The 14,560-nt window shown below is 35.2% G+C and carries 12 protein-coding genes; all 12 read left to right on the forward strand.

Translation table 11 applies throughout. The annotated features are described in order from the left end of the window. The first annotated feature begins 62 nt into the window (after positions 1-62). The 12 genes from FLB_RS06935 (at position 63) to FLB_RS06990 (ending at position 14,460) form a co-directional block, all read left to right on the forward strand. Positions 63-2,552 carry a YbcC family protein gene (locus tag FLB_RS06935; RefSeq protein WP_064715217.1) on the forward strand — a complete coding sequence of 830 codons (2,490 nt, stop codon included), beginning with the start codon at positions 63-65 and terminating at the stop codon, positions 2,550-2,552. 11 nt (positions 2,553-2,563) lie between these two features. Beyond that, entirely contained in the window at positions 2,564-4,432 is a 1,869-nt protein-coding gene (locus tag FLB_RS06940; protein WP_064715218.1) for a proton-conducting transporter membrane subunit, read from the forward strand. A 31-nt stretch (positions 4,433-4,463) separates the two neighbouring features. After that, complete coding sequence (locus tag FLB_RS06945; RefSeq protein WP_064715219.1) at positions 4,464-6,065, forward strand: SulP family inorganic anion transporter; 1,602 nt, start codon at positions 4,464-4,466, stop codon at positions 6,063-6,065. Positions 6,066-6,183: 118 nt separating this feature from the next. Further along, positions 6,184-6,948, forward strand: a complete 765-nt coding sequence (locus tag FLB_RS06950; RefSeq protein ID WP_064715220.1) for a DUF2490 domain-containing protein — start codon at positions 6,184-6,186, stop codon at positions 6,946-6,948. A gap of 81 nt (positions 6,949-7,029) precedes the next feature. Beyond that, positions 7,030-7,425: a hypothetical protein gene (locus FLB_RS06955; RefSeq protein WP_064715221.1), complete on the forward strand. Its 396-nt coding sequence runs from the start codon at positions 7,030-7,032 to the stop codon at positions 7,423-7,425. A 155-nt stretch (positions 7,426-7,580) separates the two neighbouring features. Then, a complete protein-coding gene (locus FLB_RS06960) occupies positions 7,581-8,120 on the forward strand; it encodes an IS1096 element passenger TnpR family protein (RefSeq protein WP_064715297.1) in 540 nt (179 codons plus the stop codon). An 82-nt stretch (positions 8,121-8,202) separates the two neighbouring features. After that, on the forward strand, positions 8,203-8,622 hold the full coding sequence (locus tag FLB_RS06965) for a four helix bundle protein (protein WP_064715222.1): 420 nt from the start codon (positions 8,203-8,205) through the stop codon (positions 8,620-8,622). A gap of 116 nt (positions 8,623-8,738) precedes the next feature. Further along, a complete protein-coding gene (locus FLB_RS06970; protein ID WP_064715223.1) occupies positions 8,739-9,797 on the forward strand; it encodes a nucleoid-associated protein in 1,059 nt (352 codons plus the stop codon). Between the two features lie 112 nt (positions 9,798-9,909). Beyond that, positions 9,910-12,282, forward strand: a complete 2,373-nt coding sequence (locus FLB_RS06975) for a GAF domain-containing protein (protein ID WP_064715224.1) — start codon at positions 9,910-9,912, stop codon at positions 12,280-12,282. Positions 12,283-12,659: 377 nt separating this feature from the next. Then, on the forward strand, positions 12,660-13,307 hold the full coding sequence (locus tag FLB_RS06980; RefSeq protein WP_064715225.1) for a hypothetical protein: 648 nt from the start codon (positions 12,660-12,662) through the stop codon (positions 13,305-13,307). Positions 13,308-13,484: 177 nt separating this feature from the next. Beyond that, positions 13,485-14,000: a RusA family crossover junction endodeoxyribonuclease gene (locus FLB_RS06985; protein WP_064715226.1), complete on the forward strand. Its 516-nt coding sequence runs from the start codon at positions 13,485-13,487 to the stop codon at positions 13,998-14,000. Between the two features lie 151 nt (positions 14,001-14,151). Then, entirely contained in the window at positions 14,152-14,460 is a 309-nt protein-coding gene (locus tag FLB_RS06990; protein ID WP_064715227.1) for a DUF3784 domain-containing protein, read from the forward strand. Positions 14,461-14,560: the final 100 nt, after the last annotated feature.

Genomic DNA, 14,560 nt, shown 5'->3' on the forward strand with positions numbered 1-14,560 from the left:
ACTAACTGATAATCTGTTATTTAATTCCGTATTGTAAGTATTTTAGAAATATTTTAAAAAAAATGAAATCAACTTCCATCGTTTTTGATGAACATGAAGTACTTCATAGTCTAAAGCATTATTTACCCGCTCAAAACCCACTAAAGGATTTTGTACACCACAATACACTTCATGCTTTTCAGGGAAAAACATTCTTTGAAGCCTTAGAAGAATCCTCCAAAATTTTTGGCTACAAAACGTATCTCCCTTTGTCTAGTTTTAGAGAGCGATATGCCAAAAAAGAGATCAACAATGCAATTCTTGAACAAGTCATTCGTTCAAAAAAAGGAGAAAAACAGCTTTCGACATGGAAACATAATCTTCTTGAAAAAAACTATGACGAATCTATTTACCCTAGAATTGGTAGTTTGCGAGCAACCTGGAAGAAAGAATACGCCATTAATCTAGAAAAATCTACTTATAGCATTTTATTCAAGGTTCTTTGTGGCTACTTAGATCAAGGAATCGCAATCACTACTTTTCCGGTTTTAGGAACTAGCTTTTTAGAATCTATAAAAGAACTAGATAAAAACAGTTCGATTGGAATTCTTAGAACCAAACGCGCTAAAAATATGCTCCAAAATGGAGCCTCTATCGAGGAGCTGCTTCATATTATTGTTGGAGATCCAAAATATTACAAACATTATTTATTCGATCAACAATTTGGTCATCCGGGTTGGAGCGGAATAGTTGCAACGATTGAAAGCAATCCCGCATCTTTATTAGACAAACGCACCATTTCTTTAAAAGAGTTAATTCAGTTTGAATTACTGCTTGAAATAGATAGTTTGGATCAAAAATTTAATTCCATTTGGTCTCCTTTGAGTTTCAAAATCAGTCAGGAACCAGCTCCAATTTTTGATACCATAAAAAAATCAGAACTTTTCGAAACCTTATCGCTTTGGCAAGAGGCATTCGAATGGACATTTTATGATCAAGTTTTATCAGGAATCAAAACTGTTGAAAAAGAAACAGCAACTACAACACCTTCATTTCAAGGTTTATTCTGCATGGATGATCGTGAATGTTCTTTCAGAAGACATGTTGAGCATTTAGATAATTCAGCAATAACCTTTGGTACTCCTGCATTTTTTAATTTTGAGTTCTTTTATCAGCCTGTAAATGGGCAGTTTTTTACCAAACTTTGCCCTGCGCCAATGCAGCCAAAATACTTGATAAAAGAAGCACAAAGAAAGAAAAAACAAGCTAGAGATTTACACTACCATAAACATTCGCATTCTTTAGTTTTTGGCTGGATTATCAGTCAAACTCTTGGTTTTTCAGCGGCTTTGAAATTGTTTTTGAACATTTGGAAACCAACGTTAACCCCTGCTACAAGTGCCTCGTTTAAGCATCTAAATAAAAAATCAAAACTAATTATAGAACATGATGCCAAATTTGAAAACATAGATGGGCTACAAGTAGGCTTTACTGTTGAGGAAATGGCAAATCGTGTTGAGGGTTTACTAAAAAGTATTGGATTTGTATCCAATTTTGCTCCAATAGTTTATATCGTAGGTCATGGAGCGACTAGTGTAAATAATACGCATTATGCCGGTTATGATTGTGGGGCTTGTTGCGGAAGACCAAGTTCTGTAAATGCAAAAGTGGCTTCTTTTGCCGCTAATCATCCTGAAGTTCGTGAAATCCTAAAAAAACGTGGTATCATTATTCCTGATACAACACAATTTTTACCTGCATTGCACGACACAACAAGGGATGAAATCGCTTTTTATGATGAAGAAACGCTAACCGCTAGCAACAAAGAATTACATCAACAAAACGAGATTACTTTTGCGAAAGCTTTGGCTAGAAATGCAAAAGAACGTTCTCGCCGATTTGACACTATAGATTCTACACAAAGTCTAGAAAAAGTACATGAAAAAATTAAAAGACGTTCCGTTTCTCTTTTCGAACCTAGACCTGAATTAAATCATGCGACCAATGCGATGTGCATAGTAGGTCGTAGAAGTTTGTCTAAGCACTTGTTTCTAGACAGACGTTCGTTTATGAATTCTTACGACTATCAAGTGGATCCTACGGGGGATTATCTTGCTGGAATTCTTGGAGCTGTTGCCCCAGTTGGTGGTGGAATCAACTTAGAATATTACTTCTCTAAAGTAGATAACCAAAAGTTAGGTGCTGGAAGTAAGCTTCCTCACAATGTCATGGGATTAATTGGTGTTTCCAATGGGATCGATGGAGATTTGCGTTCGGGTTTACCAAGTCAAATGATAGAAGTACATGACCCTATTCGTTTATTAATTATTGTAGAACATTTTCCAGAAATAGCCAAATATGCTATTACTAAAAATCCTGCAACTTATGAATGGTTCAAAAACCAATGGGTAAAATTGATTGTAGTTCATCCTGAAAATCAAGAACTCTTTCATTTCATTGACGAAACCTTTGAGTCCTACTCCCCTATTCAGCAAGAGAACGCAAGCATTCATGACGAGTTAGCATTGGCAGAAGTTTCACAAGAAAACCTTCCAATCTATATTCTAAAATAACAATATCCCCTATGAACGAGATACTTCAATACTTTATATTACTTCCATTTATTGGATTCGTAATCAGCTTACTTATTCCAGAAAGAAAAGAATCCAGTATTTCCTGGCTGGCTTTTGGTATCGTTTTTACGCAACTTACAGGTATTGCTATTTTTACCATCATTTGGATTATAAATGGAAGCGAAACTTTAAACTTAGATGAGTTAACAATCGTAAAAACGAACAATTATACTTTTTTTATTGATTTTTACTTTGATAAAATTTCGGCTGTTTATTTGTTAATTGGCGCGTTATTAACGGCTATGATTTCTACTTACAGTAGGTATTATTTACACAGAGAAAAAGGTTATAAGCGTTTCTTTAATACCGTTCTTTTTTTCTTTTTTGGATACAATTTAGCCATTCTCTCGGGCAATTTTGAAACGCTATTCATTGGTTGGGAAATCATTGGAATTTCTTCTTTTTTGCTTATTGCTTTTTACAGAGAACGTTATTTACCTGTGAAAAATGCTTTCAAAGTGTATTCACTTTATCGCATTGGAGATGTTGGATTGATATTAGCCATGTGGGCTAGTCATCACTTATTTCATGAAAACATAACGTTTATTGAATTAAACAATTATGCATTAGTCCATCATCATTTAGCGAGTCATACTTTTATTGGTTTCTTTATCGCTTTCAGTTTAGCATGCGCTGCAGCTGTAAAGTCAGCTCAAATCCCATTTTCGAGCTGGTTACCTAGAGCTATGGAAGGACCAACACCCTCGAGTGCTATTTTTTATGGTTCGTTATCTGTACATTTAGGTATTTTCTTAATGCTCAGAACCTATCCTTTCTGGGAACACCAAATCATTGTAAGAGTCGCCATTGGTATCATGGGATTGACCACTAGTGTAATCGCATCCATGATTGGTAAAGTACAATCGAATGTGAAAAGTCAAATCGCTTACAGCTCTATTTCGCAGATTGGATTAATTTTCATCGAAATTGCTTTAGGATTAGACAATCTAGCTTTACTACATTTTACTGGAAATGCATTATTGCGTACTTATCAATTACTGGTATCTCCATCAGTAGTAAGTTACTTAATTCGTGATCAGTTTTATAATTTCGTTCCTATGCAAGAGAAAACCAACCCTTGGCTTTCAAAACGTGTACGTAATTCTTTATACGTGCTTAGTTTAAATGAATTTAATGTAGAAAATATTCAAAGTGCTTTTTTATGGAGACCTTTGCGTGCTTTGGGGAAATCATTAGATTTTCTAAATTTAAATAGCGTCTATCTTATCTTCTTACCGCTTTATTCAGTAGGAGCATTACTATATATTTTCCAAGAGAGTATCCCACCTGAAGTAATAAATAGCATTCCGAACTTATTTGCTTTTTTTGGTTTTGTCTTTGTATTAAAATCATTTTCAGAGCGTAAGTCCCCATTTTTGGCTTGGACGTTAATTGTTTTGAGTCATTATTGGATTGCTATGGCTATTCTTTTCAACGAAAAAGTAACGGCAAGCGAACTCATTATGTACCTAGCAGGAATTACCATTTCTGGAATCATAGGTTATGTCTCTTTATTACAACTCAAGAAATTAGAAAAACGCATCTTGATTAACCAATACTTGGGCCATGCTTATGATCACCCAATATTTGCGCTGTTCTTTTTGATTGCTGCACTAGGCGTTACTGGATTTCCAATCACTTCTACTTTTATAGGTGAAGATCTCTTATTTAGTCATATTGAAAGCAATCAATACCTATTAGCATTTCTTATTTCTTCTTGTTTTGTAGTTTCTGGAATTGCTGGTATACGCATTTATGCTAGACTATTCTTGGGCCCTCACGTAAAGACCAATCACGAATTACCATATAAATCAGCTTAGCCTAATTTTAACCAACTTAATTATCAAAAGAATGTCATTAAAAAATAAACTAAATATACCTGCTGATGGACTTGCAGGATTAAAAGAAAACTTCAAAACAGACGCCATTTCAGGTTTCATTGTATTTTTATTAGCATTACCGCTAAGTTTAGGTATTGCCAAAGCCTCTGAATTCCCTCCTATCATGGGACTTTTAACTGCCATAATTGGAGGGTTAGTAGTTAGTTTGATGATGGGCTCAAAATTGACCATCAAAGGACCAGCTGCTGGACTTATTGTAATTGTTGCTGGTGCTGTGGCTGAATTTGGTCAAGGAGACCCAGTCTTAGGCTGGAAACTTGCACTAGGCGCTATGGCTGTTGCTGGCGTAATTCAAATCCTTTTTGGTATTTTAAAACTAGGTAAACTAGCCGATTTCTTCCCGCTTTCCGCTATACACGGGATGCTTGCCGCTATTGGTATTATCATTATAGCCAAACAATTCCCTGTCTTGCTTAATGACGATCCAAGTTTAGCCAAAGGAAAAGGCCCTTTAGAATTGATTGCCAACATTCCAAATTTTATCATGAATTTGGATCCAAAAGCAACATTAATTGGAATTGTAAGTTTAACCATAATGTTAGGGTGGCCATTTATCAAAAACAAAACAATCAAAATGATTCCTGCTCCTTTGGTGGTATTGCTTTTTGCTATTCCATGTGAATTGTTTATGCATTTCAAAGAAACTGAACCTGCTTATGCCCTAGTAAAAATTGGAAGTTTAGTAGACAACCTTCATGTTAATGTAAGCTTCGATGGTTTTACTCAAACGGGTTTATTTATCAAGTATGTAATCATGTTTGCGTTAGTTGGTACCATTGAATCTTTACTTACTGTAAAAGCAATTGATTTGATGGATCCTTTCAAACGAAAATCAAATATGAATCAAGATTTGATTGCTGTAGGGGTTGGAAATACCATTGCAGCTATTTTTGGTGGTTTACCAATGATTTCTGAAGTAGCTCGTTCTTCTTCCAACGTAAACAATGGAGCAAAAACTCGTTGGGCCAACTTTTTCCATGGTTTCTTTATCTTGATTTTTGTGCTTTTGGCAGCTCCTATTTTAGAGTTGATTCCAAATGCAGCATTAGCTGCAATGTTGATTACTGTAGGAATCAAATTAACGCATCCAAGAGAGTTTATCCATACCTTAAACATTGGAAAAGAACAATTGGCTATTTTCTTAATTACTATTTTCTTTACTCTTCATGAAGATTTACTAGTAGGTATTGCAGCAGGGATTTTATTAAAAATCTTCTTCCACTTAATTCATGGTGCTCCAATTAGTTCTTTATTCAAAGCTACTGCATTGGTTTCATCAAATGGGAATGAGTATCTAGTCGAGGTAGAAAAGTCGGCTATTTTTAGTAACTTTTTGGGAATTAAAAGTAGATTAGATGCACTACCATCAGCCATGAATGTAACCATCGATTTTACAAAAACAAAACTAGTAGATCACTCGGTTATGGAAAACCTTCATCATTTTGAAAACGAATATGTTGCCAAAGGTGGAAAAGTAACCATAATTGGTTTAGATAATCATATCACTTTCTCTGATCACAAATTGTCTTCAAGAATGAAAGGTCAAAAATAATTGTATTAAGTCGTTTGATTTTAGTTAGGGTTGCGATTGTACTTCCCGCAAGAAAATTCTTGTGGGAGTACTAGTCGCGTTCCTATATTCAAGTTACATCTTCACTTTATAAAACAAAATGAAAAAAAAAATAATATTTCCAATACTATTACTCTTCCTTTTCTTGATCTTTACAAAAGCTTCTGCCCAAGTAAAATCGCAGAATAATGACATTTGGTTCCATTATTTTGGAAAAAACATGATTACCAAAAAGACCTCAGTTTCGTTTGAAGCCGTAATGCGCTATGCTAATGGTTTTAGCGAAAAACAACAATGGTTTGTTCGTCCATCTGTAGATTACCAGTTTACCAAGAGATTCATGGGAAGCCTTGGTTACTCGCACTATAACACCTATTCTTATGGTGATCCTGCGATGAACAAAATTAGCATTCCCGAAAATCATGTTTGGATACAAGGTACTTACACCATTGTTTCTGGGGATTTTAAATTTGTCAATCGTTTACGAGATGAATTTAGATATGTTGGCGTTGCGGTTGGACAAAAAGACCCCGCAACAGACCAAACAGAATATTCTATAGACCATTATGATTACAGAAACCGACTTCGTTATCTTTTCTTAGCCAACTATAATTTGACCAAAAAAGACGGCAAAGTAAAACTCTTTACTTTTGTTGGTGATGAAGTTTTTATGAATATTGGCAGTAATGCTGGGGCAACCTTTTTAAATCAAAATAGAATTATTGGCGGTTTTGGCTACAATATCAATACGCATCATCAAATTCAGTTATCCTATATTCATCAACATATTTGGAATTATAAGAATACGATTCAAGAAGATAATCCAACCTTGAGAATATCTTACATTACTAATTTTAACTTATAATGGCTGTTATTTAAATTCGTTCTTTTTTTTCATCAACTAAAAAGTTGATACCTTTGAACCAATAACTTTTAAACAATAACCATGAAATCTTTAAAATTCTTAGCTGTTTTGTTCTTCTTTTTAGTCGTTTCCAATTTGTCTGCACAAACTACTTTTGAAAAATGGCCTGCTATCAAAACCTTTCACGGGGTAATGTCACAAACTTTTCATCCTGCAGAAGAAGGTGATTTGAATCCAATTAAAACGCGTTCTGAAGAAATGGTTCAAAAAGCTGATGCATTGTCAAAAGAAGCGATCCCAGCCGAATTCAAAACACCAGCAATCTTAGCTTCCATCAAAAAATTACAAGAAGGTGCCAAAGGCTTGGACAAACTAGTAAAAGCCAAAGGTTCAGACGAAGCTACCCTAAAATCATTGACTGCCTTGCACGATGTATTCCATGAAATTGTAGGTTTGTGCTCTGAAGAGAAACACTAAAACTTCAATTTTAATCATAGTAAAAGCTGTCTGTTATGGACAGCTTTTTTTGTTTGCGCAGCTTTTGAAAATAAAATCTTTTCAACAAAATAAGATTGCAAAATGGTTTTCCAAAATTAAGTTTTACCTTTGGCGTTTCAACAAAAACAAAAATTATGGTTTATAAATTTAGAGTTATTCTAGATGCCGAAGAAGACATTTTTAGAGACATAGCAATACGTTCTGACGATACTTTAGAAGATTTACACAACGCTATTTTTAATGCATTTGGCTTTGATGGTATGGAGGTAGCTTCCTTTTATACCTGTGATGAAACTTGGAATCAAGAAGATGAAATTCCTTTGTTTGATACGGGTGATGTTCCTGGCGAACAACGCACCATGAGCGATTACGCTTTATCTGATATCCTTGATGAAGCCAATACCAAAATCATCTATGTGTACGATTTCATCAACATGTGGACGTTCTTGGTTGAATTAGCCGCTATAGAAGAACCAGTTGCTGGTGGTACCTATCCAGAAACCTTATTCTCTCACGGTATTATGCCTGCAGAAGCCGGTGAAAAAAACTTTGAAGCCGATATGAATGACGACATCTACGGCGAATTCGAAGACGATCTTGACGAAGACGACCTAGATATGTTTAGCGGTGACGATAGCTTCGAAGACTACGGTTTCGAGGAGAATTGGAACTAAGAGCTTAATAGTGGTATAGAAGTTTAATGTTGTTTAAAATTGTTTAAAGGTTTAAGATTGTTAAAAGCTAAAACTACCTAGTATGGCTACTATAAAAAGATTTGAAGATTTAGAAATTTGGCAAGACGCTAGAAGACTTTCAAAAGAAATCATTTTTATAGCTAAAAATACCGATTTAAACAAAGATTTTAAATTTAATGCTCAAATAAAAGACTCCTCGGGATCTGTTATGGATAACATTGCCGAAGGATTTGAAAGAAATGGGAACATAGAATTTCGTCAATTTCTGTCAATAGCAAAAGGATCTGCCGGAGAGACTCGCTCTCAATTGTATAGAATATTTGACAATGATTATATTAATGAAGAAAAATTAAACTATTTAGTCATTGAATATGAAAAATTGAGTGTTAAAATCCATAATTTCATCACATACCTAAACAAAAAAGACTTTAAAGGAACAAAATTCATAGGCGAACATGCCCAGAACCAAAATAAACTTTAAACTATTAAACCCCTTTAAACGTTAAACAATTTTAAACCTTTAAACAACTTTAAACACTTAAACAACATTAAACAATTTCAAACTTTTAAACAACTTTAAACCTTCATACTTCCTTAATGATCAACTTATTCAACACCCACATCGAAACGCTTTCCATACATCGTGTTGGAAACAAGAGTCGTAATGAAGCGATCTTCTTATCAGAACAACCTTTTAACCTCAACGATGAAATTGTTCCGTTGATTAAAGAATTCTTCTTAAAACCTTTTAGAGAAAAAGAAGAAAATTACTTTCAATTTGCACACGAAGTAGATTTGGATTACAACGACATGTTCAAATTTGCCACTCAAATTTTTGATAATCCAAACAATCTTCACGAAGTTTCTAAACAAATTACCCAACACTTGTTCGAGCAATCCAATCATCCGCACATCAAGAATGGCGAGGTGTATGTGGCGCACTTGACGAATGTTTCGATAGACAATAACATAGTAGATGCGATTGGTGTTTTTAAAAGCGAAATCCAATCCGACTTTTTACAATTTGAGGAAAAAGAAACGCACTTGGAGATGATTCTACAACACGGCGTGAGCTTGAACAAACTCGACAAAGGTTGTTTGATTTTCAACCACAAAAAAGAAGAAGGCTACAAAATATTAACCGTAGACAGCAACCGTTATGATGCGCGCTACTGGTTGGAGCATTTCTTGTCTGTAGATGCTTTTGAGGACGAAAACTTCATCACCAAAAAGTATTTGAAATTTTGTCAAAACTTTGCCAAAGATGTTGTTTTTCCTGCCGAAGACAAAAAAGAAGAAGTGATGTTCATGAACCGCTCGGTGAATTATTTTGCTAAAAATGACCAATTTGAAGAATCGAATTTCTTGAACGAGGTTATTGATAATCCCGATTTGATTCCTGAATTCAAAAACTATAAAGTTGACAAAGGAGAAAAATATAGCATCGAAGATGTGACCTCCTTCCCTATTGCCAATGCTGCCGTTTCAGACGCTAGAAAATCCATCAAAAACGTGATTAATCTGGATACGCATATCCAAATCAAAATGGATTTTATCAATCCAGAAAGTGCCGAAAAATTTGTAGAAAAAGGCTGGGACGAAGAAAAACAAATGTATTACTACTTAGTATATTTCAACAAAGAAGAGAAAAACTAGATTTTTTTCAGACTTCAAAAGTACTATCCTCAATTGCCCCGTGCAGTTGAGGATTTTTTTTGAGCCATAGCACACAAAGATTGCGTAAATTTGCATTCTTAAGCCTAAGCAAATGAAAAGCATTACACTCAAAGAAAGTCCTTTCAAAACGCTCATTTCGTTTCATAAACTCATCGAATCTTTAGAAGAAATTGCACAATCCGATGTGGATTACCGTTCCAACTATGCCAAAGCCTTACTAAAAGAAATCGAAGCTTTTCCTCAATTTAGAGACGGAATCGAGGATTTAAGCCTAATACAAGACAACGAAGCCTTAGTACGCAATTTACTCGCCGACTTGTTTCCTACCGCTTTAACCCACAACGAAATCAAAGCGGTGGCCATTCCTTTTCAAAATCTGACCTTCAATTATACTGAACGTTTCAAAAAAATACTCCAGCACCAAGGATTTACGCCCGAATTCTCGATAAGAGATGTAGACGATGACCAATTGTATATTATGAATTGCGCCTTGATTCTGAATGAATTCTACGGTCAAAAAATCAATTTCAACCAACCTTTGTTTTTTGATATCCAAGACCAAAACGGTATTATGAATCATTATCGCATTTTGTACAATGCCGATTTTGTCGAAATCATTCCTACCGAGAAATCCTTGACTTTAACCCAAGAAGAAGTACACGAATTGCTCGACAATTATGACAACATCGACCTTTGGAAAGCCAAATTCCCTAAAGAAAGCTGGATTCTCAAAGGCTTTGGAATTGTGTCTTTGTATGATGCCACGACCGAAAGCGCCATTTCGAATTTAAAAAGTAACCTTTTGAAGTCCGAAATCGAAAAGGCTGAATATGTTGATGAATTTGAAACCATTTTCCGTTCCGTGTTTCGAATTCCTGAGCTTAGAGTGGGATTCATTTTGTACAATCAAGAAGAAAACACCTTTGTCAAACCTCCTTATTCTGATGAGACCTTGTCGAGCTATTTGCTTTTTAACGAGCAAGAATTGAGTTGTTCCGACTCGCTATTTAGCTGTTGTTTCGAAGAAGCCATCGCAGAAAAAAAATCGCTTATCATTGCTGATGTAGACCAATATTTACTGCAAACAGAAAATAAGGTCTTGTGCGAACATTTGCTTTCGCAAGGCATCAAAAGTGCCGTGTTTTCGCCTGTCATCAAAAACAATGTGTTGCTGGGTGTAATTGAACTCGTGGCACCAACGGCTAGAGTGCTCAACAGCCTCAATGCCGAAAAACTCGATTTGATTATTCCTTATTTAGTCGACACTATAGAACGTCACAATACCGATATTTTGCATCAGGTCGAAGCAGTGATTCAACGTGAGTATACCGCCATTCATCCTAGCGTGTATTGGAAATTCCGTAAAGAAGCTTATAAATACATTCAAACCAACAGCTTCAACAAAGAGTACATTTTCAAGGAAATTGTCTTCAAAGAAGTCTTTCCGCTTTATGGTCAAATCGACATCAAAGGCTCCTCCGTTCACCGTAACGAGGTCGTCAAAGAAGATTTGAAAAACCAATTAAAAACGTTGTTGGATATTTTTTCGAACCAAAAATCCAATCAGCATTTGTTGTTGCTCGAGCAACGCCAATTCGAATTGCAGTCGTTCTACAACGAACTCGACGCACCGCTCAAAGCCGACTCAGAGCAGCTGATTCAGAATTACATCGAAAACGAAATTCACCCCATTTTGAGAAACACCAAAATGGATTTTGATACCGAAAAAGTAGAAAATAGTTACTTTGCGAGTTTGGACCCAAAAACGGGATTGTTTTACCACGCCCGCAAAAAGTTCGATAACGCCATGTCGATTATCAACAAAAAACTGGCTGCTGTCCTCGACAAAAAACAAGTCGAAGCACAGCAAATTTACCCGCATTACTACGAACGCTTCAAAACCGACGGCGTAGAACACAACCTGTACATTGGCACCAGCATTGCGCCCACCCGAAGTTTCGATATGATGTATTTGCACAATTTGCGCCTTTGGCAATTGCAAACCCTTTGCGAAATGGAGTTGGAACACCACCAGCTCAAAGCCACTTTGCCGTATGAGCTCGACGTCACCTCGCTGATTTTGGTGTTTAGTTCCCCGCTTTCGATTCGTTTTCGCATGGACGAAAAACGTTTTGATGTAGACGGCACCTACAATGCCCGTTACGAAGTGGTCAAAAAACGCATCGACAAAGCCAACATCAAAGGCACCCAAGAGCGCATCACCCAAAAAGAAAAAATTACCATAGTGTACTCGCACAACAACGAAGAGCAAGAATACCTCAAATACATCAAGTACCTACAATTCAAGAACATCCTTGAGCCCACCGTAGAGCAATTCGAAATCGAGGATTTACAAGGCGTTTCGGGTTTGCGCGCCCTACGTGTCAAGGTCAAAAACACCACCGAGAGCGACACTCCCACCAAAACCTATTCCTACCAAGAGCTCCTCGACGAAATCAAGTAATTTAGGCAACATACCCATCCCATTTTTATATTTTGGGCATGTCCCCCGCCAGACGTTTGGATTTTTACCACAACCAAAGGTCAAGCGGGCCCGGGCTGTACGCTATATCTCTTGGGGCGAACCCCGCCCCAAGAGGATGCCGCTCCCATCCCTCATGCGAAGGTAGAAGGACGAAATTAGAAGTTAGAAGTTGAAAAAAAACAAATAAAAAGAAGCAAAACAGAAGGCTATATTTCAGAAAATATTTATATTTTTTGAAGGAAAAAGGATATATTTGGGTAAAATTAAATTAAAATAAACCTTTGATTGTAAAATTATTTTAGTTTTATCTAATAAAGTTTGTGTTAGCAATAAACTCTAATTATGTGACATAATTTATGACAACATCGGTTAAATTTCTCATCAAATTTGGAAGCGAAGGAAATATTAAAAATCTCTTTGAAAAAGGAGAAATTTTTATGAATACAATCCAAACTTTCAAAAATCTTGACAAAAAAGACATTGGGGATAAATATGAAGGTAGTGCAAAAATTTTAAATCCAACAGAAAGTAAATTGACATTTAAATTTCCAAATAATCCAATAACTGTAAACCCCATTAAAATGCAACTTTGGCAAAATCCAAATGAACATATTGGAAATATTTATTCAACTTATGCAGTTTCAGACCAACTAGTGAAACACAAAAGAACCCATAGAATTGACCCGAGAATGCAAATTTTTGGTTCTCACTGTGTAATAATTAAAGATGTAAAAGGATTTTTAGAAGGAATTTTCAATAAACTCGAAGAACAAAATATTAGTTATTCGCATAACTTAGTAACATATTATGATTATAGTAAACTTAATCATAAAATAACTCTATTTGCTAAATCTCATTTATTGAGTTATCAAAAAGAACATAGAATTGTAGCAAAAACAGAGACGGATTTACCTTTAAAGTTTGAAATTGGCTCAATTGAAAATTATTCTGAAATTTACACTACAAAAGATTTTATTAAAGGAGCTGTTGTGCAGAGAATATAATTATTGTACTCAACATAAAACAATCGATTTATGCATATGCCTTAATGGAAAATTTGTTTGTATTTGAAAGTTTCGGCATATCCGAAAATTAAAGCTAATTTAATCTCAAGCCGCGTGTAATGTATGAACGTTATAAGCTAGTTAATCACCAATACACTTCCCAACTAACAAAAAAAAATGAAAAAAGATATTATATTTCGTCAAAATCCAAACATAGATTTTTTATTCGGGTATTTTGGAGACTTAGATGTTCCAACAAAACAGGATACATATCAGCCAATCGATGTTGTTGGAGTAGATGAAAACGGTGTTGAAAATCTACTTCGCAATTTTTACGTTAAAAGGCCAAACTCTAATTCTGTAAATGCTTTCAAAGAATACTTACACTCAATAGCAAAGCAGAAATTTAATGACGACAACATAATAAAAATGCCGCATAACGTTCAAGTTCACTTATCAATTTCAGTGCGAGAAGAACGGTACCATGAAGTTGACGTTGACAATTTAGCAAAAACTGTACTTGATTCCTTAAAAACTATTGCTTTTGATGACGATTGCCAAGTTTCTTCTTTGATAGTTCAAAAACATGTTCATCCGATGAAAACAAGTGGGATTATGATAGCTATAACTAAAATAACTGATAAACGAAAAGGATTGCAATTTGAAAAAATGGGAAACCTAACCAGCTCATAATAACTACTACAGATTTGGATAATAGCCCGCTCCCCAAAGTCTAACAAATTCATCACACGCACTCTGCGAATGTCTCCGACTTCGCAGTATTGTAGTTTCAGATTTTTTTGAGTACTTTAACCTAACAAAATAGCACCTTAACTAGTAAAAAATGATTGGAATAGCCATCCTTTTTATAATTTTCGGCTTCTTAATTAAATACGGAAAAATGTATTTTTTAATTGCGGGCTATAACACTATGTCAAAAGAAGAAAAAGAAAAGATTGACATCAAAGGAATTGCCACTTTATTTAGAAATGTGCTGTTTGGAATGGCTTTAACAATTATAGCTGGGTATTTCGTTGCAAAAAGCTTTGAAAATTCAACTATTGAAAGCATTGCGTTTTTTGCTGCAATTGTAATCGGTGTACCTTATTTATTGATGGCCTCAAATTCAAAAAAGTATAAAATTCGTTCCTAAAGATTAGCTATTTCGGTACTCCCGCTCTGCAAATGTCTCCCTATAGTTTAAAAACAGACCATTATGAATAGACTTATTATATTTTTTTTGACTTTTTCTC

The organism is Flavobacterium succinicans, assembly GCF_001662485.1.
In the GTDB taxonomy this organism is placed as follows: Bacteria; Bacteroidota; Bacteroidia; order Flavobacteriales; family Flavobacteriaceae; genus Flavobacterium; species Flavobacterium succinicans_A.

What these genes read in the sequence shown, in the direction of transcription:
- FLB_RS06935 (WP_064715217.1), top strand. Translation starts at nt 63, where the DNA reads ATGAAATCAACTTCCATCGTTTTTGATGAACATGAAGTACTTCATAGT.
- FLB_RS06940 (WP_064715218.1), top strand. Translation starts at nt 2,564, where the DNA reads ATGAACGAGATACTTCAATACTTTATATTACTTCCATTTATTGGATTC.
- FLB_RS06945 (WP_064715219.1), top strand. Translation starts at nt 4,464, where the DNA reads ATGTCATTAAAAAATAAACTAAATATACCTGCTGATGGACTTGCAGGA.
- FLB_RS06950 (WP_064715220.1), top strand. Translation starts at nt 6,184, where the DNA reads ATGAAAAAAAAAATAATATTTCCAATACTATTACTCTTCCTTTTCTTG.
- FLB_RS06955 (WP_064715221.1), top strand. Translation starts at nt 7,030, where the DNA reads ATGAAATCTTTAAAATTCTTAGCTGTTTTGTTCTTCTTTTTAGTCGTT.
- FLB_RS06960 (WP_064715297.1), top strand. Translation starts at nt 7,581, where the DNA reads ATGGTTTATAAATTTAGAGTTATTCTAGATGCCGAAGAAGACATTTTT.
- FLB_RS06965 (WP_064715222.1), top strand. Translation starts at nt 8,203, where the DNA reads ATGGCTACTATAAAAAGATTTGAAGATTTAGAAATTTGGCAAGACGCT.
- FLB_RS06970 (WP_064715223.1), top strand. Translation starts at nt 8,739, where the DNA reads ATGATCAACTTATTCAACACCCACATCGAAACGCTTTCCATACATCGT.
- FLB_RS06975 (WP_064715224.1), top strand. Translation starts at nt 9,910, where the DNA reads ATGAAAAGCATTACACTCAAAGAAAGTCCTTTCAAAACGCTCATTTCG.
- FLB_RS06980 (WP_064715225.1), top strand. Translation starts at nt 12,660, where the DNA reads ATGACAACATCGGTTAAATTTCTCATCAAATTTGGAAGCGAAGGAAAT.
- FLB_RS06985 (WP_064715226.1), top strand. Translation starts at nt 13,485, where the DNA reads ATGAAAAAAGATATTATATTTCGTCAAAATCCAAACATAGATTTTTTA.
- FLB_RS06990 (WP_064715227.1), top strand. Translation starts at nt 14,152, where the DNA reads ATGATTGGAATAGCCATCCTTTTTATAATTTTCGGCTTCTTAATTAAA.